Source organism: Catenulispora yoronensis (assembly GCF_039531695.1).
Lineage (GTDB): Bacteria > Actinomycetota > Actinomycetes > Streptomycetales > Catenulisporaceae > Catenulispora > Catenulispora yoronensis.
The window spans coordinates 101,962-123,955 of the sequence record NZ_BAAAQN010000036.1 but is presented as its reverse complement, the minus strand read 5'-3'; the positions used below and the strand labels follow the sequence as shown (position 1 = coordinate 123,955).

Annotated in this window: 15 protein-coding genes; 6 read left to right on the top strand and 9 right to left on the bottom strand. The window is 72.7% G+C overall.

Annotation, left to right across the window (positions count from 1 at the left end; translation table 11 throughout):
* Positions 1-504: 504 nt before the first annotated feature.
* The 3 genes from ABD481_RS26800 to ABD481_RS26790 form a co-directional block, all read right to left on the bottom strand.
* The gene (locus tag ABD481_RS26800; RefSeq protein WP_344668528.1) at positions 505-849 is read right to left on the bottom strand and encodes a YciI family protein; all 345 of its coding nucleotides are present in this window, start codon (positions 847-849) and stop codon (positions 505-507) included.
* Between the two features lie 160 nt (positions 850-1,009).
* Entirely contained in the window at positions 1,010-1,801 is a 792-nt protein-coding gene (locus ABD481_RS26795) for a helix-turn-helix transcriptional regulator (RefSeq protein ID WP_344668525.1), read from the bottom strand.
* Positions 1,802-2,316: 515 nt separating this feature from the next.
* Entirely contained in the window at positions 2,317-3,720 is a 1,404-nt protein-coding gene (locus ABD481_RS26790) for a carotenoid oxygenase family protein (RefSeq protein ID WP_344668524.1), read from the bottom strand.
* 338 nt (positions 3,721-4,058) lie between these two features.
* Between ABD481_RS26790 and ABD481_RS26785 the strand changes: the two genes are divergently transcribed.
* The 5 genes from ABD481_RS26785 (at position 4,059) to ABD481_RS26765 (ending at position 8,979) form a co-directional block, all read left to right on the top strand.
* Positions 4,059-4,865 (top strand): TetR-like C-terminal domain-containing protein, encoded by an 807-nt coding sequence (locus ABD481_RS26785; RefSeq protein WP_344668523.1) that lies wholly within the window; start codon positions 4,059-4,061, stop codon positions 4,863-4,865.
* Between the two features lie 63 nt (positions 4,866-4,928).
* Positions 4,929-5,951 (top strand): DUF1702 family protein, encoded by a 1,023-nt coding sequence (locus ABD481_RS26780; protein WP_344668522.1) that lies wholly within the window; start codon positions 4,929-4,931, stop codon positions 5,949-5,951.
* Between the two features lie 3 nt (positions 5,952-5,954).
* The gene (locus ABD481_RS26775) at positions 5,955-6,923 is read left to right on the top strand and encodes a DUF1702 family protein (protein WP_344668521.1); all 969 of its coding nucleotides are present in this window, start codon (positions 5,955-5,957) and stop codon (positions 6,921-6,923) included.
* 2 nt (positions 6,924-6,925) lie between these two features.
* Positions 6,926-8,305 (top strand): cytochrome P450, encoded by a 1,380-nt coding sequence (locus tag ABD481_RS26770; RefSeq protein ID WP_344668520.1) that lies wholly within the window; start codon positions 6,926-6,928, stop codon positions 8,303-8,305.
* A gap of 161 nt (positions 8,306-8,466) precedes the next feature.
* Positions 8,467-8,979 carry a P-loop nucleotide/nucleoside kinase family protein gene (locus ABD481_RS26765; protein ID WP_344668519.1) on the top strand — a complete coding sequence of 171 codons (513 nt, stop codon included), beginning with the start codon at positions 8,467-8,469 and terminating at the stop codon, positions 8,977-8,979.
* Positions 8,980-9,073: 94 nt separating this feature from the next.
* Here the strand turns inward: ABD481_RS26765 and ABD481_RS26760 are convergent, their stop codons facing one another.
* On the bottom strand, positions 9,074-9,865 hold the full coding sequence (locus ABD481_RS26760; protein ID WP_344668518.1) for a TIGR03084 family metal-binding protein: 792 nt from the start codon (positions 9,863-9,865) through the stop codon (positions 9,074-9,076).
* A 200-nt stretch (positions 9,866-10,065) separates the two neighbouring features.
* Here ABD481_RS26760 and ABD481_RS26755 point away from each other — a divergent pair, with 200 nt between their 5' ends.
* A complete protein-coding gene (locus ABD481_RS26755; RefSeq protein WP_344668517.1) occupies positions 10,066-11,190 on the top strand; it encodes a carboxymuconolactone decarboxylase family protein in 1,125 nt (374 codons plus the stop codon).
* A 153-nt stretch (positions 11,191-11,343) separates the two neighbouring features.
* Here the strand turns inward: ABD481_RS26755 and ABD481_RS26750 are convergent, their stop codons facing one another.
* From ABD481_RS26750 to ABD481_RS26730, 5 genes are read right to left on the bottom strand one after another with little or no spacing between them, the layout of a single operon-like run.
* Complete coding sequence (locus ABD481_RS26750) at positions 11,344-11,967, bottom strand: flavin reductase family protein (RefSeq protein ID WP_344668516.1); 624 nt, start codon at positions 11,965-11,967, stop codon at positions 11,344-11,346.
* The gene (locus tag ABD481_RS26745) at positions 11,964-12,491 is read right to left on the bottom strand and encodes an acyl-CoA thioesterase (RefSeq protein WP_344668515.1); all 528 of its coding nucleotides are present in this window, start codon (positions 12,489-12,491) and stop codon (positions 11,964-11,966) included. Before ABD481_RS26745 ends, ABD481_RS26750 begins: the two co-directional genes overlap by 4 nt.
* 2 nt (positions 12,492-12,493) lie before the next feature.
* A complete protein-coding gene (locus ABD481_RS26740; RefSeq protein ID WP_344668514.1) occupies positions 12,494-18,598 on the bottom strand; it encodes a type I polyketide synthase in 6,105 nt (2,034 codons plus the stop codon).
* Complete coding sequence (locus tag ABD481_RS26735; RefSeq protein ID WP_344668513.1) at positions 18,595-19,638, bottom strand: hypothetical protein; 1,044 nt, start codon at positions 19,636-19,638, stop codon at positions 18,595-18,597. Before ABD481_RS26735 ends, ABD481_RS26740 begins: the two co-directional genes overlap by 4 nt.
* Positions 19,635-21,620 (bottom strand): CRTAC1 family protein, encoded by a 1,986-nt coding sequence (locus ABD481_RS26730; protein WP_344668512.1) that lies wholly within the window; start codon positions 21,618-21,620, stop codon positions 19,635-19,637. Before ABD481_RS26730 ends, ABD481_RS26735 begins: the two co-directional genes overlap by 4 nt.
* Between the last annotated feature and the right edge of the window lie 374 nt (positions 21,621-21,994).

The following is a 21,994-nucleotide window of genomic DNA, read 5'->3' as shown; positions in this document are numbered from 1 at the left end:
TCGTATGGCTTCGAGAACCTCGATCATCAGGGTCCGTGCCCGCTTTCATCAAGACTCTGCGAAAATCACACCGGCCACGCCCCAGGCCGACAAACTCGTACCACCAGACGAGAACGCAGAAGCCCTGGTACCGCCGACCAGGTGTCAAGTTCATGCAAGCGCAACCGCAGCGCTAGGACAACAAGGTTCCGGCATGGACTTGATACCTGGGCGGCGGTGCTGTACCCGTAGGGCTGCCGACGTGACCGAGGGGAACAAACCCCCACCTCACCAACCGCCAGCGCAGGGACTAGCCAGACCCACCTATGGAGCTGGCGCCAGTTCTCCGAGGGATCCGAGGCCCTCGCCGGAGGCGCCTGCCTTACCCAGCTCTTGACTTTGACTTTTACTCTCAAGATTTTGTCTTATGGCCCACCACCACCGGGCCAGCGACGGCCGTCCCTCCCACCGCCGCCCGCCGCCAGCCCAGATCAAAACACCACCTCAGCCCCGCCTCGCCCCGCCCTACTCAGGCAGCTCAAGGAACGGCCGGACCTCGACAGCGGACCACTGTGCGTCGGGGATCAAGGCGGCGAGCTCGATGGCGCGGTCCTTGCTCGCTACGTCGAAGACGTAGTAGCCACCGAAGAACTCCTCCGCCTCCACCAGGGGGCCGTCGGAGGCGACCGTCTCGCCGTCGCGGACGCGGACCACCGTCGTCTGGGCCGGCTCGGCGAGCGGTTGCATGGTCACGAACTCGCCGGCGGTCTGGGTGGCCTCGATCAGGCGTCCGTGGGCCGCGCCGACCTCGGCCTGCTGCTCCTCGGTCAGTGCCGCGTTGGCCTTGGGGTTCAGGATGATCATCAGCATGTACTTCACAGTTCGGCTCCTCACGATCGGCGCCCGGCTTGGACGCTCCCATCCGTAGGTCGGAGCCGTCGGGGGGAATCGGACATCGCGCGCCGAGGTATCTGGCCGCCCCCTTCGACACCCGAGACGCTCCGGTCCCGGGTGCCTCAGGCGTAGCGCCTCACCGGAACGGCGACGCCATCGCCTCGACAGTCAATCGCTCCGGCACGGCCGCGGCGGGCTGGGGCAGTACCCCGCCGTCCAGTTCCGGTAGCGCTACCAGTACCGGCAGGTCCAGGGGGCCGACCGGGTGTAGTCCCAGGTCCACCTCGACGACGCCGTGGCGTACGCGTACCGGATCGGCGGCGCCGACGAAGAGGGGTTTGCGGACCCAAGGACGCGGATCGACGCCGCTGAGCGCCACCGCCGCACCGCGGATGTACCACTGGCCGTCGGGGATGCCGGGCAAGCGGTACATGCCCGGGGCGTCGAGGACGTCGCAGGCCGCGGGCATGCCCTGCGCGATGGGGGAATCGAAGGCTCCGACGTAGACACGCAGGGGCGTTCCCATCGCGCTGCGCGGCATGGTGAGCAGACCGCGGACGGCGCCGTCGGCTCCGGGCACCGGGGCGGCCAGCGGGGCGGGGATGCCGATCCGGGAGAGTTGACGGTAGCGCGCCGGCGAGACGCCGACGCTCTTGGTGAACCTGCTGGTGAAGGTACCCAGGCTGTTGTATCCGACCTCGTAGGCGATGTCGGTGACGTTGCGTGAGGACTCCAACAGGATGTCCTTCGCTTTGGACAGGCGTACTGCCGCCAGGAACCGGCACGGCGACGTGCCGGTGTACGACCGGAAGATCCGGGAGAAGTGGAACCGGCTCAGGATCGCAGCGTCGGCCAACTCGGACAGGGACAGCGGCTCGTTGTAGCGGTCCCACATCTCGGCGATGGCACGCTCCACCGCAGATTGCATGATCCTCTTTTCCATGGTGATCGGCCGGCCGGTCCCGCGCCGCACCGGCCGCGCGGGGTGCGCGCGGCGCCGGTCACGGGCACGGGCCTGGCCGAGCCTCGATCCTGGTATGCCTACCGGCCCCCGTTCGGCGCGGGTCGCCACCGGCCGTCACATGGGTCATCGCCTGGGTCTTCGTCTTCGCGGCCGTCCTGGGCCGCTGCTGAGGCCGCCGCTCGGGCCGCCGCTGGGGCGGCCGCTCGGGCCGTCATCGGGTCGCCGAAAGGCCGCCCTCCCCGGGTCATCACACAGACAGGAATATAAGGTCTTATTCTCCATCGAAGCGGAACCATATCCGAGCCTTGGGGTAAACCGCAATAGATACACCTTCACGCACAAGGTGCACCGACACGGCGAATACCCACGCATCGTGTTCCCGAACACCGAATCGGGTCAGAGTTCACATCACAGAGCCGTTACGGAGCCCTCGCAGAGCCCTCACACAGCCCCGCGTCCGCCGGTCGCGGACCGGCGGATCACAGCGCCGGGATCCACCCGGCGTGGAAGCCGTGCGGCACCCGCACCGGCAGCCGCACCCGGGCCGCCGGCGCGCCGGTGAAGTCGGCGGTGTCGACGACGACCAGGTCACTGCGGTCGTCGGCGGCGTCGTAGACGAAACTCAGCAGCCAGCCGTCGCCCTCCGGGGCGTCCTCGGAGCGCGCCACGAACACCGCCTCCCCCGCCTGCCGCCCCGGCCCGAACCGGTGGAGCTCGACTCCACCGGTCCACGTGTCATGCCGCACCAGCGCCGGACCGGCCAGGACGCCACCGGTCCCCGAGCACATCGAAACCCCGAACGAGAACCGGTGCGACGCGCCCTTGAACCGCTCGTCAATACGGGGAAACTCCTCAACCGTATCAGCGAGCTGACGTTCTTCGACGAGCCCACGCGCCAGGTCCAGCGACCACCGCCACAGCACCGGCCGCGACTCCCCGGGACTGAGCCGGTCGGCGTCGAAGACCCGCTCGTGCCGGATCACGTCGACGACGATCCCTGATGCGCTTTCGTAAGCGTTCACCGGATGGAACACGTAGCAGGGATCGACGTCGAGCCAACGGACCTCAGCCGTGGACCCGTCGACCGGCAGCACCCCGAGGCGCGCGCCAAGCGCGTCGTCCCACGCATACGGCACCCGGCTACCACCGGCCGCCGCGGCCACGCTGTGCACGACCGGCAGGTCGTAGACCACCGCATGCCGCCCGGTCAACGAGAACGCATGCATCATCGGCGACCGGCCAAGCTCGATCGGCGCGCACCGCCGGACCCGCCCGGCGACGTCGATCGTCAGGTACTGCACGAAATTCCTACCCGGCAGATAGGAAACCGCGTGCAGCTCCCCGGTGACGGCGTCGCGCTCCGGGTGCGCGCACAAACCGTCCGGCAGCGTCTCGTCCAGATCCGACCGGGCGATGGTGTTCAGCTCCGGGCACAGCTCCACCGGCAGCACACCGCCGTCCCCCAGCGCCAGGGTCCGTCCGGCGTGCCGGACGATGTTGTCGTTGGCGTTGTCCGACAGTCCACGGCGCGGTCCGGGCGTCGGCAGCGCACCGAGCGCGCGGCAGACCCGGTCGGTGCGGATCCAGCGGTTGCGGTACCACTCGGCCCGGCCGGAGCGCAGCCGCAGGCCGTGGACCATGGCGTCGCCGGTGAACGCGTGACGCCGGCCGGGACCGCCGGCATCACCGACACCCCCGGACGCCGCCAGCGCATTGGGCCCGATCCGCAACACCGTGCCGTCCAGCTCCGGCGGCAGCACCCCGACGACATCGAGATCGAGGGCGAAGACACTGACTTCCTCGGCGACCGGCCGGTAGCCGCCCCAGTCCGTGGGGCGGGCCAGGCCGGTCGGGGCGGCGGTGCGGGTTCCGGGTCCGCTCATCAGCAGGTCCTGCGATTCATATCAGCGTTACATAACCCCTGTTACATAACTGTGTTATGGCTTATGGTCGAGGCACCTCAGGACTCTGTCAAGGCGGACCGGGAGCACGGATCGGCACGACGAGCCGGGGACCGGCGGACCACAGTTACCGAACGGCGGATGCGAACACTGATGCCCCTTGTCGAAGCCACCTCCACCACCACCCCTACAGCCACTCCCGCAACCACCCCCACAACCACCCCCACAACCACCCCCACAGCCGCCCCCGCAACCACCCCCGGAACGACCCCCAGAACCACCCCCGCAACACCCCCCGAAACCACCCCCGGAGCGTCCCGATGAGCCCCCGCCGCGCCGACCCCGAGCTGGGCGCGAATCTCCTGGAGGCCGCGGCCCGGCTCCTCGCCGAGCAGGGCCCCTCGGCCCTGACCACCCGCAAGCTGGCCGCCGCGGTCGGCACCTCCACGATGGCCGTCTACACCCGTTTCAGCGGCATGGACGACCTGGTGCGCACCCTGGTCCACGAGGGCTTCCGGCACCTGGCCGCGCGGATGGGCGAGGTCGGCGCCTCCGCGGACCCGGTCGCGGACGTCGCCGAGCTCGGCATCGCCTACCGGGAGAACGCGCTGGAGCACAGCCACCTGTACGCGGTGATGTTCGGCGGCGCCACGCTCGTCGGGTTCTCGCTCACCGAGGCCGACCGCCAACACGGCCGCTACACCCTGGACATCCTGGTCGATGCGGTCGCCCGGGCCGTGCGGGCCGGCCGGTTCTCCGAGCCGGACCCGCTGCTGGCCGCGCACCGGATGTGGATCGCCCTGCACGGCCTGGTGACCCTGGAGCTGGGCGGCTACCTGACCGCGCCCTACGACGCCGACACCTGTTTCGAGTCGCAGCTGCGGGGCCTGATGTCCGGCGCCGGCGACGACGCCGAGGCCGGCGCAGCCTCGATCCGGCGGGCCCGGGACCGGCGCGCGGCCCGGGACCCGCACGCGACCGGGGACCCGCACGCGGCCGGGAACCCGCACGCGACCCGGGACCCGCACGCGACCGGCGACCGACAGGCCCTGGTGCCGGGCCTCACAGCCGGCGCCCACCGGCGCACGGCGGGAGAAGACCCGCCGCCGATGCACGCAGCATCCTGATAAAGACCGATTTCCGCTCCGCGGCCGCCGCTCTCGCGCCGCACGGGCATCTGGGAGCCTTCTGTGCCGGCCTTGTTGGGTACCCTGCGTCGCCTCGCGCTCACCCCCTCGTTCGCGAAGGTGGGGTTCGCCAAGCGGGGTTTCCCGGCCGGTCCCCCCGACGCCGCCGAACACCTGCAGGCCATCCCGCGCTCGGTGGTGTGCGGCTTCGAATGGGGCATCGAGACCCGCACCCAGCGCGAGTTGGAGCAGCGGCTGGAGCTGGTCGACATCGCGCTGCGGGGCTTCGCCTACGAGGGCGCCGCGATGGCCTGCACCATCCGGGACGCGATGGCCGGCGGCCGCGGGCACCGTACCCGCGACCTGCTGCTGGGCCCGGGGCAGCCGCACATCTTCCTGACCTACATCGGCATCGGCTTCGCGATGTCGCACCTGCCGCGGCCGCTGTGGCGCAACGTGCTGCCGGACCTCGCCGGGTCGGCCTTCTACCCGACCATGAGCTGGTTCGCCGTCGACGGCTACGGCTTCGACCTGGCCTACTTCGCCACCCGCCGCTGGGTGGACCGGCAGCGCACGCCCAAGCCGTACGCCTGGGACGGCTCGCCGGACTACTTCCCGCGCGCCGTCGACTTCGGCATCGGCCGGGCCCTGTGGTTCATCCACTGCGGCCGCCCGGACCGCACCGTCGCGGCGGTGCGGCGCTTCGACCCCCGGCGCCAGGCCGACCTGTTCAGCGGCACCGGCCTGGCCGCGGCGTTCGCCGGGGGCTGCGAAGCCACCGAGCTGGCCACGCTGCTGGACGGCGCCGCCGAGCACCGGGCCGAGGTGAGCCTGGGCGCGGTGCTGGCCGTGAAGGGCCGGCACTTCTCCGGCCACGTGCCGCCGGCCACCGAGGCCGCCGCGAAGGTCCTCACCGGCCTGTCCGTCGACCAGGCCGTGGACCTCGCCGACCGCACCGAGGTGCCGCACGGCGAGGGCACGCCGGCCGAGCCCGCCTACGAGCTGTGGCGGCGCCGCATCCGCGAGCACTTCACCGCGTCCCCGGGCCCCGCCGGCCGGCCCGGGTCCCCGCAACCGAGGAGTTGAACCGTGCGCGACACGCTGCGGGCGCTCAGGCGCCGCGTCCTGACCCCGAACACCAAGGCCGTGCTGATGTCCGAGCGCGGCTTCCACGTGAAGAACCCGGACTCCCAAGCGCTGCTGGAACGCGTCGGCGAGGTCTTCCTCACCGGCTACGCCCTGGCCGCCGAGGCCCGCACCCCGACCGACGCCGAAGCTGGCCTGGAGCAGATCCCGGTCCGCTTCCGCGGCTTCGCCTACGAGGGCGCCGGCATGGGCTTCGCCGTCCGCGACGGCCTCCCGGTCGGCCGGTCGGACCACTTCGCCCGCTTCCTGGCCGGCCGCGCCGCACAGCACGAGTACATGGCCTGGGTCGGCCTGGGCTGGGCCATGGCCCGCCTGCCGCGCCCGCGCTGGCGCCGGTTCGTCGTCGACGACCCGCTGATGCGCTGGCTGGTCCTGGACGGCTACGGCTTCCACCAGGCGTACTTCAAGACCGACCGCTACGTCCGGCAGCAGTACCTCCACACCCGCTTCCCGTGGCCCGGCGGCGAGCACGCCTGGTACGCGCCGCGCGCCATCGACCAGGGCGTCGGCCGCGCGCTGTGGTTCGTCCGCGGCACCGACCCGGACCTGGTCGCCGACACCATCGAGGACTTCGCGCCGGACCGCCAGGCCGACCTCTACGCCGGCGCCGGGCTGGCCGCCACCTACGCCGGCGGCGTCGACGAGGAGGAGCTGCGCCGGTTCTGGAACCGCGCCGGCCGCCACCGCCTCCAGGTCGCGCAGGGCGCCGCCTTCGCCGCCACCGCCCGCTACGAGGCGGGCCTGGTGGTCCCGCACACCGAGCTGGCCCTGGAGGTCTTCTGCGGGATGACCCCGAAGCAGGCCACTGAGCTGTGCCGCAAGGCCCGGCCCGCCGCCGAGGACACCGTCCCCGCCTACGAGATCTGGCGGCGCCGCATCGCCGACGCCGTCGCCGCGCACCAGGGGAGCTGACGATGACCGCGACCAACCTGGCCCCCGCCGAGCCCGCCGCCCGGCCCTGGCCCGGCCCGCCCCGGACCCAGACCCCGGGCCTGGTGTGGAAGCTGATGCGCGACCGCCTGGCCCTGATGAAGACCGCGGCCGACGGCTACGGCGACGCCGTGCGCATCGCCATCGGCCCGAAGTCCCTCTACTTCGTCAACCACCCCGACTACGCCAAGCACGTCCTGGCCGACAACAACGCGAACTACCACAAGGGCATCGGCCTGGTCCAGGCCCGCCGCGCCCTCGGCGACGGCCTGCTCACCAGCGAGGGCGAGCTGTGGCGCAAGCAGCGCTCCGCCATCCAGCCGGCGTTCCAGGCCAAGCGCATCTCCCAGCAGGCCCCGGCCGTGGCCCAGGAGGCCGCCGGCCTGGTCGAGCGGCTGCGGGGCCACATCGGCGGCGGACCGGTCGACGTCATGCACCAGATGACCGGCCTGACCCTGGGCGTCCTCGGACGCGCCCTGCTCGACGCCGACCTCGGCATGCACGAGGGCATCGGCGCCTCGTTCGAGGCGATGCAGGACCAGGCCATGTTCGACGTCGTGACCCTGAGCATGGTCCCGGCCTGGCTCCCCCTGCCCAAGCAGCTGCGCTTCCGCCGCGCGCGCCGCGAGCTGCAACGCGTCGTCGACGCCCTGACCACGGAACGGGCCGCCCGCCCCGAAGGCGCCGACGGCCAGGACGTCCTGTCCCGCCTGATGCTCTCCACCCGGCAGGAGACCGACTCCCGCATCCGCGACCTGCGCATGCGCGACGAGCTCGTCACCCTGCTGCTGGCCGGCCACGAGACCACGGCCAGCACCCTGAGCTGGGCCTTCCACCTCCTGCACCGCAACCCCTGGGCCTGGGAGCGCGTGCACCACGAGGCCACCGAGGTCCTGGGCGACCGCCTGCCGACCTTCGAGGACCTGAACCGCCTGAAGTACACCTCGATGGTGATCGAGGAGACCATGCGCCTCTACCCGCCGGTGTGGATGCTGGGCCGGATCGCCCAGGGCGACGACACCTTCGGCGGCCACCGCGTCCGGGCCGGCTCCGACGTCGTGGTGTGCCCGTACACGATGCACCGCCACCCGGCGTTCTGGGACCGGCCCGACCGCTTCGACCCGGAGCGGTTCGACCCCGGCACGAAGCACGACCGCCCGCGCTACGCCTACATCCCCTTCGGCGCCGGACCAAGGTTCTGTGTCGGGAACAACCTCGGGATGATGGAGGCGGCGTTCGTCCTGGCCATGGTCGCGCGGGAGCTGCGCCTGGCGACCGAGCCCGGATACCGCGTGGTGCCCGAGCCGATGCTGTCGCTGCGGGTGCGGGGCGGGCTGCCGATGCGGGTCAGCGCCGCCGAGTAGCACACCCACCGCGGCCGGCGCGGTCGGCGCGGCCAGAACAGCCAGAACCGTCGGAACAGCCGGAACAGCCGGCGCGATCGGAACAGCCGGAACACAGCCAGTGCGGTCCGCCGAGAAATCGGCGGACCGCACTGGCGCGTCGAGCATGCGACGCTGGGCCCATGCTGATCGCGATGGCCGGGCTTCCCGGCGCGGGAAAGAGTTCGCTCGCCGAGGAGCTGGGGCGGACGTTGGCCGCTCCGGTGGTGTCGGTGGATCCGATCGAGGCCGCGCTGTGGCGTGCGGGAGTGGCTCGCAGCCAGCCCACCGGCCTGGCCGCGTACGTGGTCGCCGAGACCGTGGCCGACGGCGTGCTGGCCCTGGGCCAGACGGTGATCGTCGACGCGGTCAACGCGGTGGAGGAGGCGCGGGAGCAGTGGCGGTCGCTGTCATCCCGTCGTGCCGTGCCACTGGTGTTCGTCGAGGTGGTGTGTTCGGACCCGGAAACGCATCGCCGCCGGCTGGAGGGCCGGTCGCGGAACATCGAGGGCTTCTTCGAGCCGACCTGGGAGGCGGTGCAGCGGCGGCGGGAGGAGTTCGCCGCGTGGAGCGAGAACCGGCTGACCCTGGACAGCATGGGCGAGATGTCACAGAACATCGCGACGGCCCTGGAATTCCTGGCCACGGAGTCCTGACCGTCGCCGGGCACTGACTTGCCCCGATCGCGCGCCTACTCAGCGAGCTGCGATGTGCTCGCGCTCGACCACCGCCCTTCGCGCCACCCACCACTCAGCGGAACTGCCCGGCCCTGCGCCCCTCGCCGGCCGGTCCCCGGAACGCCTGGGCGATCTCCAGCCACCGCTTCGCCTCGTCCCCTTCGGCCGCCAACGCCAGATCCGCGTGATGCCGCCGCCGCGTCACCAGCAGGCAGAAGTCCAGCGCCGGCCCCACCACCCGGTCGGCCGCGTCCTCCGGCCCGAACTTCCACACCGCGCCGCTCGGCGCCGCCAGCTCGAACCGGAACTCCCCCTCCGGCGGCGTGATCCCGTGCGCCAGGTACCCGAAGTCCCTGGTCCGCGCGCCGAAGAAGGCCAAGTGCCCGATCCGGTCGCTCGGCACCCGCTCCACCCCGAGCGCGTCGTACACGTCCTGCCCGTGCCCGAACAGCTCCATCAGCCCCGCCGCCGCCAGGATCGACGGCGGCAGCGGGTTCACCAGCCACGGCACCACCTGGTCGGCCGGCACCGCCGCCAGCGCCTTCGTCGCCGCCGCCTGCTCCGCGCGCCACCGGGCCAGCGTCTCGGCCCGGCCGCCCGCCGTGTACTCCTCCAGCGCCGCGTCCACCGAGCCCTGGAAATCAGCCTTCGCCTGCGCGGCGAGCCGCTGGAACTGCTCCTGGTCGGCGGCGGCCGCCCACGCCAGGTGCGCGATGAACGCCAGGTGGGCGATCTGGTGGCCGACCGTCCAGCCCGGCGACGGCGTGGCGCGGTTCCACTCCTCCTCGTCCAGCCCGGACACCAGCGCGTCGAGCTCGTCGGCCTCCGCGGCCAGGTCGGTGTAAACGTCCTGCATCGTCGTCATCGCTCCGGTCCCTCCCCGCCCTTTCACGGGCGAAGCAGCACATTTGGGGTCGTTGACGAGTATCGGCGCGCGGCTCCGCCGGGCCATCTCCCACTGTGCGGATCCCGCCGGCCCCCGATCCCGGCCGCACGCAGTCTCGAAGGTGCCCCCGGCCCGCACCCCGCCCAAGAATCAAGGGGAAGACGCCGAAGGAGATGACGATGAGCAGCACCCTCCCCTTCCGATCGGCCCTGCGCCGGACCGCGCTCGCGCAAGTCCGGCACGTCACCCCGGTCACCGTCCGGGCCGCACCGCCGCTGGTCGCGCGCGTCTACGCCGAAATGGAGCGCGACTTCGGCGTCCTGGCCCCGCCGCTGGCCCTGCACGCACCGGCGCCGGAGCTGCTCGCCGCGAGCTGGCTGACGCTGCGCGAGGCCCTCGTCGCCGACGGCCTGGCCGACCGCGCCGTCAAAGAAGCCGCGGCCTCGGCGGTCTCGCTCGCGAACACCTGCCCCTACTGCGTCACCGTCCACACCGCGACGGTCAACAGCCTGACCCGCGGCCGGGACGCCGAGGCCATCGCGCAGGACCACTTCGACGCCGTCGCCGACCCGAACCTGCGGGCGATCGCCACCTGGGCGCGCGACAGCGCCGTGCGCGACACCGCGGCGCCGCTGACGCCGCCGTTCACCTCGGTGCAGGCGCCGGAGCTGATCGGCGTGGCAGTGGTCTTCCACTACCTCAACCGCATGGTCAACGTGTTCCTGCCCGACGCCCCGATGCCGGACAACGTGCCCCGCTCCTCGCTGCCCATGGTGGCGCGGGTCCTGGGCACCCTGATGCGCCGCGCGTCCCGCCGGGCCATCGCGCCGGGCACGTCGGCCGACCTGCTGCCGGACGCCGAACTGCCGTCCGACCTGGCCTGGGCCGCCGGGAACCCCGCCGTCGCCGCCGCGTTCGCGCGGGCGGCGCGCGCCGTCGACGAGGCCCGGGACGAGGCCGTCCCCGGCTCCGTCGCCGACCTGCTTCCTCGCGTCCTGAAGTCCTGGGACGGCCGCCCGCCGGGCCTGGGCCGCGGCTGGCTGGACGAGGCCGTCGCGGAGCTGCCGCCCGCGGACCGCCCGGCGGGCCGGCTCGCGCTCCTGGTGGCCGTCGCCTCGTGGCGGATCGACGCCGACACCCTCGCGGACTTTGTCGCGCCCGCTTTCGGCAGCTCGGGCAGCTCCGGCGGCTCCGGCAGTTCCGGCAGGTCCGACAAAGCTCTGATTCAGCTGACCTCCTGGGCGGCCTTCAGCGCGGCGCGGCACATCGGTGCCTGGATCCCCCGCACCGGCGGCCTCGGCTAGCCGGCCGGATCGCAGAACCCGAACCCCGAGCCCGATCAAGCCACGACCGAGCCACAACCGAGAACGACCGAGCAGGACCGAGAACGACCGAGAACGACCGAGCGGCCCGGCATCACGCCGGGCCGCTCAGCCCTGTGGGACATCAGTGCACCCCTACGCTGAGTCCCCGGCGCCGCCACGCGTGGCGGCGCCGTCCCTGTCGTGGCTCTGCGGCTCCAGCCGGTGGTACTTGCCGCGGAAGAACAGCAGCGCGTCCCCGGCCTCGGCCCTCCCCGTGTCCAGCACCGACCCGACGAAGATCGAGTGGTCCCCGCCGTCGTGCACGGCCGCCAGGCCGCACTCGATCCAGGCCAGCGTGTCGGCGACCAGCGGGGCCCCGGTCAGCGCGCCGGGGCGCCAGCGGACGCCCTCGAACTCGCGCCGGCCCCGCGGCCGGGTGCGGTCGGCGAAGCGGCGGGCGACCGCCTCCTGGTGCGCGGCCAGCACCGAGATCGCGAACTTCTCCTCGCTCAGGATGGCCTTGTGCATCACGGCGTCGTGCTGCACGCACACCAGCACCAGCGCCGGGTCCAGGGACACCGAGGTGAACGAGTTCGCCGTCATCCCGCAGGGCGACTCGCCGCCCGCGGTCAGGACCGTGATCCCGGTCGCGAACATCCCGAAGCAGCCGCGCAGCTCCGCCGGAGTGGCGGCCGCGGTCCCGTCCGCGTCCGCCGCGTCCGGGGTCTGCGCGCCCTCGGCCGCGTCCGCCGCCACCGTCGTTCCGGCGCCCCTCATGGCGCGGACCCTTCCAGGAGCGACACTCCGGATCTCGCGCCGGCCGAAGGCGAGGTCGAGCCCGAAGCCGCCGCGGCCGTGGCCCCGGACCGCAACGCCGACACCTGATACCGCGACAACGCCTCCCGCAGCACCTCCGGCACCTTCGCCGGCCGCGTGTCGCCGTTGGGCCCGCGCATGCACGCGATCCGCTGCCGCCCCCGCGCGACGAGCACCTCCAGGCCGTCGACCAGCTTCACGTAGTCGAACGCGAACCCGATCTGCGTCTGCGTCAGATCCTCCAGCCGCATCCGGATCGACAGCTCGTCGAACGCCGTCAGCTCGGCCAGGAACTCGCACTCCACCTTCAGCGTGAACAGCTTCAGGTCTTCCCGCACGTCGTCGAGCACCTCGGCCGCGCGCTCCCGCAGGAACATCTCCCGGCACCGGCCCTGCCATCGCAGGTAGTTGACGTAGTAGACGTTGCCCACCAGGTTGGTCTCCTCGAAACCCACCAAGTGGCGGTATTCGTAGTAGGCCTCCACTGTTACTCCTTCTCCTCGACGAGCAGGGTGAACACCGTCGGCTCGGAGCGGTCGCGCAGCGTCGTCGCGAACGTCGCGATCCGCGCGCCGCCCGAGCGCAGCACCACCCAGTGATCGGGGCGCGCCCCGCCGTCGGCGACGAGGTCGGCGCGCGCCCGGCCGTTCTTGCCCAGCGCCTCCAGCGCGCCCCAGACCCGGGTGGCCGCGGTCGGCAGGCCCTCCCCGGACTCGGCGGCGATCAGCCGGGCCAGGGCCAGCGCGTCCTCGCCGAGCAGTCCGGCCCAGTCCTGCTCGGTCCGGACCTGCACGGCCTCGACGTCGCAGGCCACGGCGATACCGGTGCCGGCGACGCTGAACGTCAGGCCGGCGCCGTGCGCGGAGGAGACGGCGGCGCCGTCGGTCTCCGGCTTGCCGTCCGGCCGGTAGCGCACGCCGGCGTCGGTGCCGAGCAGCCAGCCGACCGCTTCCGCGGTCTGCCGCCGCCGGGTGCCGACGTCGCTGTCCTCGCCGGGCTCGTCCGGGCGGACGGCGACGCGCAGGCGGGACGCGGAGCCGGGCACCGGTCCGGTCCCGGACGCGGACCCGGGTCCGTCCCAGGGCCCGGATTCGGACCCGGCGGCCGTTCCGCCTCGGAGCACGGCCGGCAGCACGGTCTCCGCGCGCCGTTCCAGGTAGGGGCCCAGCAGCGGCGGCAGCCACGGTCCGGTCCCGTCCTGGCGCCGCACGGCGCGCAGGGTCATCCCCTCCCACCGTTCCAGCAGGCGGCCCTGGGTGTCCCGCACGTCGACGTCCCACACGTAGGTGTCGCCGTCGCGGAACCGCTCCGTGCCGTGCAGAGTGACGGTCTTCAGCTCACGCGCGACCTCGCGGTCCGCCAGGTGGAGGCGCTCGACCCGGGCCGGCAGCAGTGTCGCGTCCGGGACGCAGCACTGGATCGCGTGCATGGCCGCGTCGCGCGTCCCCGGATCGGCGAGCAGCAGCTCCCCGGCGACGAACGGCGCGAACCACGCCGCCTCGGCCTGGTTGGCCAGATCGGCGACGCACCGCTTCGCGGTGAGCGTCCGATACCCGATCAGGCGCTGGAAGCGCGCGCCCTGGAACAGCACCGGTCCGTAGAGCTCGGCGGCCGGGTCCAGCGGCAGGCGGTTCGCAGCGGCCTGCGGCACCGGGCCGCCGTCGGGCGCGTCCGCGCCGAACCGCAGCGTGGCCCGGAAGTGGTCGGCCTGGAACCCGGTCTCGCTGCTGCGGATCACCGCGGCGACCGTGTCCCGGCCCTCGGCCAGCACCGCGACCCGCAGGGTGGTGGCCCCTTCGACCGGGACCACGATCGGCCGCAGGAACTCGACGTCCTCCAGCACCGGCGTGCGGCCGGTCCCGACGAGCGCCGAAGCGGCCTGCGTCATCGCCTCCATGCCGAACACCGCCGGGAACAGCAGGTCGCCGTCCAGGAGGTGGTCGGCCAGATAGGCGTCGCTGTCGGCGGACAGGTCGCAGTCCGCCACCATTTCGACGCCGGGGTAGTGCACCTGGACGCGGTCCAGGAACCGCAGCAGCGGCACCTCGGCCGGCTCCAGGGTGATGGTGGGCAGCCCCTCGGCGCGGCCCATGACCACGACCGCCGTCGGCGCCTGCGGATCGGCGATGAGCCGGGACAGCAGCGCCACGCCCTCCTCGGCCGGGATCGGCTCGATGCCCTCGCGCACCAGGGACTCCAGGACGCCGAGCTTCTCCCCCATCCCCGCGCCGGACCACACGGACCATTCCAGGGCCAGGCATTTGCAGCCGGGAAACTCCTCGGCGACCCGGTGGGTGAGGTCGGTCATCCAGTCGTTGGCGACGGCGTAGTCGGCCTGCCCGCGCAGGCCGGCCCGGCCGATGATGCTGCCGAAGGTGACCAGCAGCCGCAGCCCGGCCGGGTCCACGGCGGACAGCACCGCCTCCAGGCCGGAGATCTTCGGCGCGAGGGTGCGGCGGAACGCGGCCTCGTCCAGGTTCACCAGCGCCACCGGGACGTTGCGTCCGGCGCCGTGCAGCACCGCCGTCACCGGGCCCAGGGTCCGGCGGACCTCCTCGACCGCGGCCTTGACTTCGTCCGCTGAGGTGACGTCGGCGCGGGCGTAGTGGAATCGCACGCCGGCCGCGGCCAGCCGCTCCAGGTTGCCCGCGAGCTCGGCGTCCTCGGCCGGGTCGGACCGGCCCAGCAGGCCGACCGCGGCGCCGGTGCGGAGGCCGAGGTCCAGCGCGCACTCGGCGGTGATGCCCTTGCCGCCGCCGGTGACGAGCAGGACGTCCTCGGAGCCCAGCGGGCCGGCGGAGGTCCCGGACCCGGTGGCGCCGGCCGGCCCCGCCGGCAGGGCCCTGAGCACCGGTACGCGCCGCTGACCGCCGGAGTCGTAGTGCACTTCGCTGAAGCCGGAGGTGGCGGCCACGTCCCGGACGATGCGGTGCACCGCGCGGTCCGCCCGCGCCTCGGACATGCCCAGCGGCAGCGGCAGCGTGACGACGGTCGTCACGACGGACGGCGCCTCCAGGTGCAGCGTCTTGGCCAGCGCGGCCGCGCCGCGCCGCTCGCCGACCACGACGAAGCGGACCGCGTCGGCCGCCGCCAGCGCCGCGCGCGCCGCGCGCAGCATCATCTGCACGTCGTCCTCGCCGGCCGACCGCGGCATGCACAGCAGGACGCCGTCGCCGAGTCCGGCGCGGCGCAGTGCCTCGTGCAGCGCGGTGGCCAGCGGGTGCCGGTCCGGGGCGAACAGCCGCCACTCGTCGCTGGTGTTCGCGGTGCCGGTCGCGGTACCGCTGACCCCGGTACTGCCACTGCCGCCGCTGCCACCGGCGCCACCGGTCTCGTCCTCGGCACCGGGCGCCGGCGGACCGGCCTCGGCCGGCACCAGGTCGACGGCGAACGCCCGGACCCACGGCGCGACGCCGGTCGCGGCCCGCGGCCGTTCCCGGTCGTCCTCGCGCGCCGTGGCGCCGAGTTCCTCCAGCATCGCGGCGAGCTCGGCGATGGTCGACGTCGCGAACGCCGTGGTGGCCGCCGGCGGGACCAGGCCCAGTTCGCGGCAGGCCTGGTTGACGATCTGGCCGACCGTGATCGAGCTCAGATGCAGCTCGTCGAGCGGGTTGCTGTCGGCGCGCACCGCGGCGACCGGCAGTTCGGCGCGCTCGGCGGCGAGGCGGACCAGCACCTCCAGCGGGTTCTCCCCGCTGCCGGCGCCCGGTCCGGCGGCCGATCCGCCACCCGGCCCGGCGCCTGACGCGGCGCCCGCGTCGGCCCCGCGCGCGGCGTCGAGCCGGATGTCGAGCCCGGACCGGCCGTCCTGCGCACCACCGCCGATCGCGTCGGCGGACGGGATGTCCGCGGGCGCGGCCTCGCACGGGTTGGTGAAGAACGAGAACTCCTTGTCCAGCGGCAGCGGCCGCGTGAACCGGTCGGCGAACAGCTCGCCGTGGCGCACCGGCGCGCCGAGCACGTAGGCGACGGCGACCGTCCTGAGCAGCCCCGCCAGCGACGGGCTGTCGGTCTCCATCGACACCACCGGCACCGCCGGCGCGATCTGCGCGGCCAGCCCGCGCAGCGTCCGGCCCGGGCCGACCTCGATGAGCAGGTCGGCGTCGGCGGCCAGGGTGCCCACCGCGGCGGCGAAGTGCACCGGCTCGCGGATCTGCCGGGCCAGCAGCTCCGCCACGTCGACGTCCGCGGCCGGCTCGGCCCCGGTCACCGTCGAGACCACGCGGCGGCTCAGCGGGCTGAATCCGCGCCCGGCCAGCCAGCTCCGGAACTCCTCGGCCGCCGGGGCGACCAGCTCGGAGTGGAAGGCGTGGGAGACGGCGATCCGGGCGACGTCCAGGCCGCGCTCGGCGGCCCGGTTCCCGACCCGCTCGACGGCGTCGGCGGGCCCGGAGACCACGGTCTGGGTCGGGCCGTTGTACCCGGCGATCACCACCGGCTCACCGGCCAGCAGCGGCTCGACCTCCTCCGGTCCGGCGACGATGCCGGCCATGGCGCCGCCGCCCTCGGAGGCGGCGGCCATGATCCGGCCGCGCGCGGCGGCGGCGGCCAGCAGCCCGGCCTCGTCCAGGGCCCCGGCCCAGTGCAGCGCCGTGAGCTCGCCGAGGCTGTGGCCGGCCGCGCCGACCGCCTCGATGCCCAGGCGGCTCAGCACCCGCAGACCCGCGGCCGAGGAGGTGACGATGCGCGGCTGCGCGACCTCGGTGGCGACCAGGTCGCCGGTCACGGGCAGCCCGCAGGCCTCGTAGAGGGCGCCGACCTCGGCGAACCGGTGCCGCAGCGCACCGCCGTCGCCGCGCCGCCCCGCGCCCTGGCCGGGGAACAGGAAGACGATCCGGGGCAGGGTGGCGGAGCTGCCGAGGAACACGCCGTCGGCCGGGTCCAGCACCGCCCGCGCGCCGTCGTCCAGCAGCGTCAGCAGCTTGCTGAACTTGCGCTCGGCCTCCTCCGGGGAGGCGGCCACCACGGCCGCGCGCAGCGGCCGCTCGGCGGTCCCGGCCTGGAGCGTGGCGGCCAGGTCGCCGACCTCGGCGTAGGACAGGCGTCCGCACAGCGCCGCGACCTGCGCGATCCGGCCGCGCAGCTCGGCGACCCCGGCCGCGTCGATCAGCAGCAGCTCGGCGTCCTGGCGGGACCGGACCAGGCGCGCGGTGTCCGCGTCCAGGTCCGCGCGCCGGCCGCCGACCGCCGGGGCGGCGATCTGGTCGACGATGACGTGCGCGTTGATGCCGCCGAAACCCATCGAGGACACCGCGGCGCGCACCGGCCGGTCGGCCGGCCACAGCTCGGCGCGGTCCGGCACCCGCAGCGCCGGGCGGTCGCCGGCCAGCTCCGGATGGGTGTCGACGTGGCCGGTGGCCGGCGGGATCACCTGGTGGCGGACCGCCAGCACGGCCTTGATCAGCCCGGCCACCCCGGCCGCGGCCTTGGTGTGGCCGAAGTTGCCCTTCACGGTGCTGATCGCCGCCGGGCGCTCGCCGGCCGCCGGGTCGGCGGCCCGCCGGGCCTCGGAGAAGGCCCGCAGCTCGGTCGCGTCGCCGACGGCGGTGCCGGTGCCGTGGCCCTCCAGGTAGGAGACGCTGTCGATGCCGAACCCGGCGGCGGCGTAGGCGCGCTCGATGGCCAGGCGGTGCCCGGAGGCCTCGGGGCGGGTCATGCCGCCCTTGCCGTCCGAGGAGTAGCCCCAGCCGGCGATGGTGGCGTACGGGGCCAGGCCGCGCTCCAGAGCGTCGGCCTCCCGCATCAGCACCAGCATCCCGCAGCCCTCGCCGGGCCAGAACCCGTTGGAGTGCTTGTCGTAGACCCGCATCTCGCCGGTGGCCAGGGCGCCGGTCTTGGCGAACCCGATCACTTCGAAGGGGTCGATGCTCAGGTCCACGCCGCCGGCCACGGCGGCGTCCAGGCGGCCGCCGGCCAGCGCGTCGCACGCGGTGGCCACGGACAGCAGCGAGGAGGAGCAGGCGCCGTCGACGGTGAAGCCGCCGCCGGCGAAGTCGAAGTGGTTGCAGATCCGGCCGGCGATGGTGTTGGCCAGACCGCCGGCCAGGGTGTCCTCGTCGATGCCGGGGAAGGGCGCCTTGTAGCGGCCCTCCAGGTCGGCGAGGAACGTCCCGGTCTCGGCGTCGTCCCAGCCCTTGGCGCGCAGCGCGGCGCCGACCGTGCGGCGCACGTACGGCCAGCGCAGGCGCATGACGTTGGCCCGGGTGAACTCCCCGGTCAGGGTGTTGCCGATGATCACGCCGGTGGTCCGCCCGGACAGCCCGGCGCCGTCCGGGAACCCGGCGTCGGCCAGGGCCCGCGCCGCGGTGTCCAGGGCCAGCCAGTGGGTCATGTCCGTGGAGCGGAAGGTGCTGCCGGCGACGCGGTGCCGCACCCGGTCGAATTCGAACCCCTCGATGACCGCGGCCTTGGGCGAGTAGAACTTGTCCGGCGCGGCCGGGTCCGGCGAGTAGTAGTCCTCGGCGCGCATGCGTTCGTCCGGCAGCACGCGGAAGGCGCGGCGCCCGGCCAGGACGTTCTCCCAGAGCTGCTGCGGGGAGTCGGCGTCGGGATAGCGGCAGGCCACCCCGACGACGGCGATCCGGCCGCTCATGTCGCCACCGCCCCGGCCCCGGCGCCGGCCGGCGCCGCCCGGCCGTACGGCAGCGGCGCCATCGGCTGCGCGCCGCGGGCCGCCTTACGCTTCTTGAGCAGGTGGGCGACCCACCAGCCGGCGCCGCGCGCGGCGCAGACGAAGGACGTGGCGAAGAACAGGGTGTAGACGACGTTGAACACCATCATCACGCCGTAGACGGTCGCGACCGAGGCCCCGAACATGAAGCCGTTGCGCGGCCGGGACGGCGTGGTGCCGGGGTCGCTGATCATGTAGTTCGAGAACAGGATGAACGCCACGCCGGTCATCGGCCCCCAGGCGTTGAACAGCGCCACGTCCCAGATCCAGTGCCGCACCGCGGCCTGGAGGAAGAAGCCGCCCATCCAGCCCACGATCAGCAGGGTCTTCTTGGTCAGCAGGGCATTGATCACGGTGCCGGCGGTGGCGATGATGACGATGATCATGACGCGGAAGAAGGTGTTCGCCTTCTCGGTGAACTCATAGGGCGGCGCGATGCTCATCCAGGTGCCGCCGAACACCAGCAGCGTCATGGTGATGCCGAAGTTCGACGGGTTCATGAAGTGCCGCATCCGGCCCTGGACCGGCGCCTGGAGCGCGTGCTTGCCGGTGACGCCGACCCCGACGGCGAACAGGATCGGCCAGATCTGGTCGTTGCCGTACAGCAGCATGTTGCAGGCCAGGGCCGTGATGTGGGCCGGGAGCAGGAACTCGTACAGGCCCCGCATACCGTTGCCGAGGAAGCGCCGGGGCCGCCGCTGCGCCCAGGCGCTGATCATCTCGAAGCCGATCTCCAGCGTGTACGCGTACAGCACCGAGATGAAGGGCCACAGCCACGGCTGCTCGAAGCCCAGCAGGGTGTAGCCGAAGATGTTGAAGATGCTGATCGATATCGCGAAGTTGCGCAGCGCCAGATAGCGCGGATCAGTGTTGCCCTTGGGTTTTGCGGGCGCCGCCGGGATCGGCCCGGCGGCCGGCCGGGACGCCGCGCCTCCGGTGCTCTGGCTGACGGTGGAAGTCATGACGCCGGAACCTCCTGTGCGTTACCGGAGAGCATCAGGGTGTGGCTGCCCTCGGTGAGTTGCGTGTCCTGCGTGTGCAGCTGCCCCTGGATGTCGCGCCACTCGAGGTGCACCTGGACCGGGCCCATGTAGCCGCCGAAGCCGAAGTGCACGTCGAAGCTGCGCTTGCCGGTGTGGCCGCTGCCGCCGTCGAGCTGCGAGACCTGGGTGTGGCCGTCGGCGGTCTTCACGGTCACCGTGGCGCCGTAGGCCGGGGTGCCCGCGCCCTCCAGCCCGGTGTTCGCCGCGTTGTCCGTGGACGGCCGCACCAGGTGCAGGTCGAGGTAGTCGCCGAGGGCGGTCGCGGTGTTGGCGTAGAACGCCGGGGCCCCGAACTGCCGGGAGACCGCGAAGTCCAGGCGGCCGGTGCCGGTGGTGTCGCCGATGGCCACGCCGCGGGTCGGCGTGGGCACGTCCAGGCCGAGCTGCTTGCTGACGTCGACGAACTTGCCGTCGGAGTTGCGGGCGTAGAAGGCCATCGCCTGGTCGCCGGCGATGTCGTCGCCGGGTCCGACGTTCGGCCACATCGCCGGGTTGGACAGCAGGTCGTCGTTCATCATGGCCATCTCCTGGAGCCACGGCCACCGGTCGATGTCGCCCTTGACGAAGCCGTCGGTCTGGAGGATCTCCGGGGTGCCGCTATTGAGGAAGTCGGCCATCTTGACGTCCCAGCACCAGCCGGTCCACGCCACGCCGTACTGCTGGGCCTTCTGGACGAACGGCGCGTAACCGGAGTCCAGGTCCTTCTTCATCTCGGCGTTGTCAGCGGCCTGGTTCTTCCAGAGGAAGTTGCTCTCCTCCAGGCCCCAGGCGGTGGTGATGTTGCTGACCATCATGTCGAACCGGCCGGTGCCGTCCAGGTCGGCGAAGTCCACGCCCATGCCCTTGAACGAGCCGTTGCCGAGCACGAACGACTTCGGCGTGGTGGCCGTGCGCTTGCCGAAGACGGTCTGGAACTTGATGGTCTTGCCGTCGGAGACGTTGTGCAGCATGAAAGCGTGGCCGAAGTCGTTGGCCACGTAGACGTCGGGCAGCCCGGTGCCGGTCAGGTCGGCCGAGGCGATGGCCAGCGTCCAGCCCGCGGAGTTCGGGAACGGGACGGCGTCCTTGTCCTCGACGTAGGCGGCGGTCGGGTCCGGGCCCGAGTCGGCGCCGACCCAGCGCAGCACGTGCGCGCCGCCGCCGTTGTTGGCGCTGGACAGGCTGTTGGGCATGTGGACGTTCTTCTGCCCGTGCGGGTCCAGGACCGCGGAGTCCGGGAAGTAGTTCCCGACGATGATGTCCGGGTGGCCGTGCCCGGCGAAGTCGCCGACCGCGATGGCGTTGGTGTTCCACTGCGGGCCGTGGTACAGGCCGTCGGGGCTGCTCGCCGGCACGAGTTCCACCGGCTTGTAAGAGCTCGCCGACAACGACGTGCTGTCCGACTTGGCCAGGAACAGCACCGGGGTCCGGCCCCAGTAGGAGACCAGCAGGTCCATCCGGCCGTCGCCGGTGAAGTCGCCCGGCGTGCAGCCCATCGGCGCCATCGAGGAGGCGTCGTAGGGCAGCGGGGCCGGGTCGAGCAGGAACGGGGTGAACCGGTCGGCCTCGACGGCGGTGGGCGTGTAGGTCACCACCACCTTGTCGGTGCGGGTGTCGACGATGCACATCGCGTCCGCGCGCCCGTGCCCGACCAGGTCGTTGATGGCGACGCCGGCGCCGACCGAGGAGATCCAGGACCGGATCTTGTAGTAGGCCGGGTTCACCTGCCGGAGGGTCTGGTGGGGCAGGCTGTCGTATCCGGGCGGATAAGCGATCGGCTTCTCCTGGAAGGAGAAGCCCCGGGCCGCCGCGTCCGCCCCGGTCGCGCTGACCGGAGCATTCGAAATGAAGACCATTGCGATTCCGAGCACCAACGCCGCGATGCCGGGAACCATTCTGCGCAGACGTTCGGAGAACGCCATTCCCTACTCCTCTACTCCATCGGATGGGTACGGTCAGCCGACGACCGACCGTCGTGGAAAACCTCGCGCAGGGAAAGGGAATCCGCGGTGAGAATCTGCACAGAACACAGAGAAACCGCAGGCAGGGACTCCAAGCTGGGCGAGGGAATCGCATCGACGCGTCGGATGGGACCGGTCCTTGATGCGCTCAGCAGACTGACTTGCGCCCGATAGATCACCCTCAACTAATCGCTCGCCGCGGCCACCTCCCGTTCGCCGCGGCGCGGACAACCCCGTTCTCCTCCCAGCCTGCTTCCTCCGTGTTGCACACGCTTCTCCGGTATTGCTGTGAAAATAGCCGATACGTTAAAATCTGATTGAATATACGAATATCG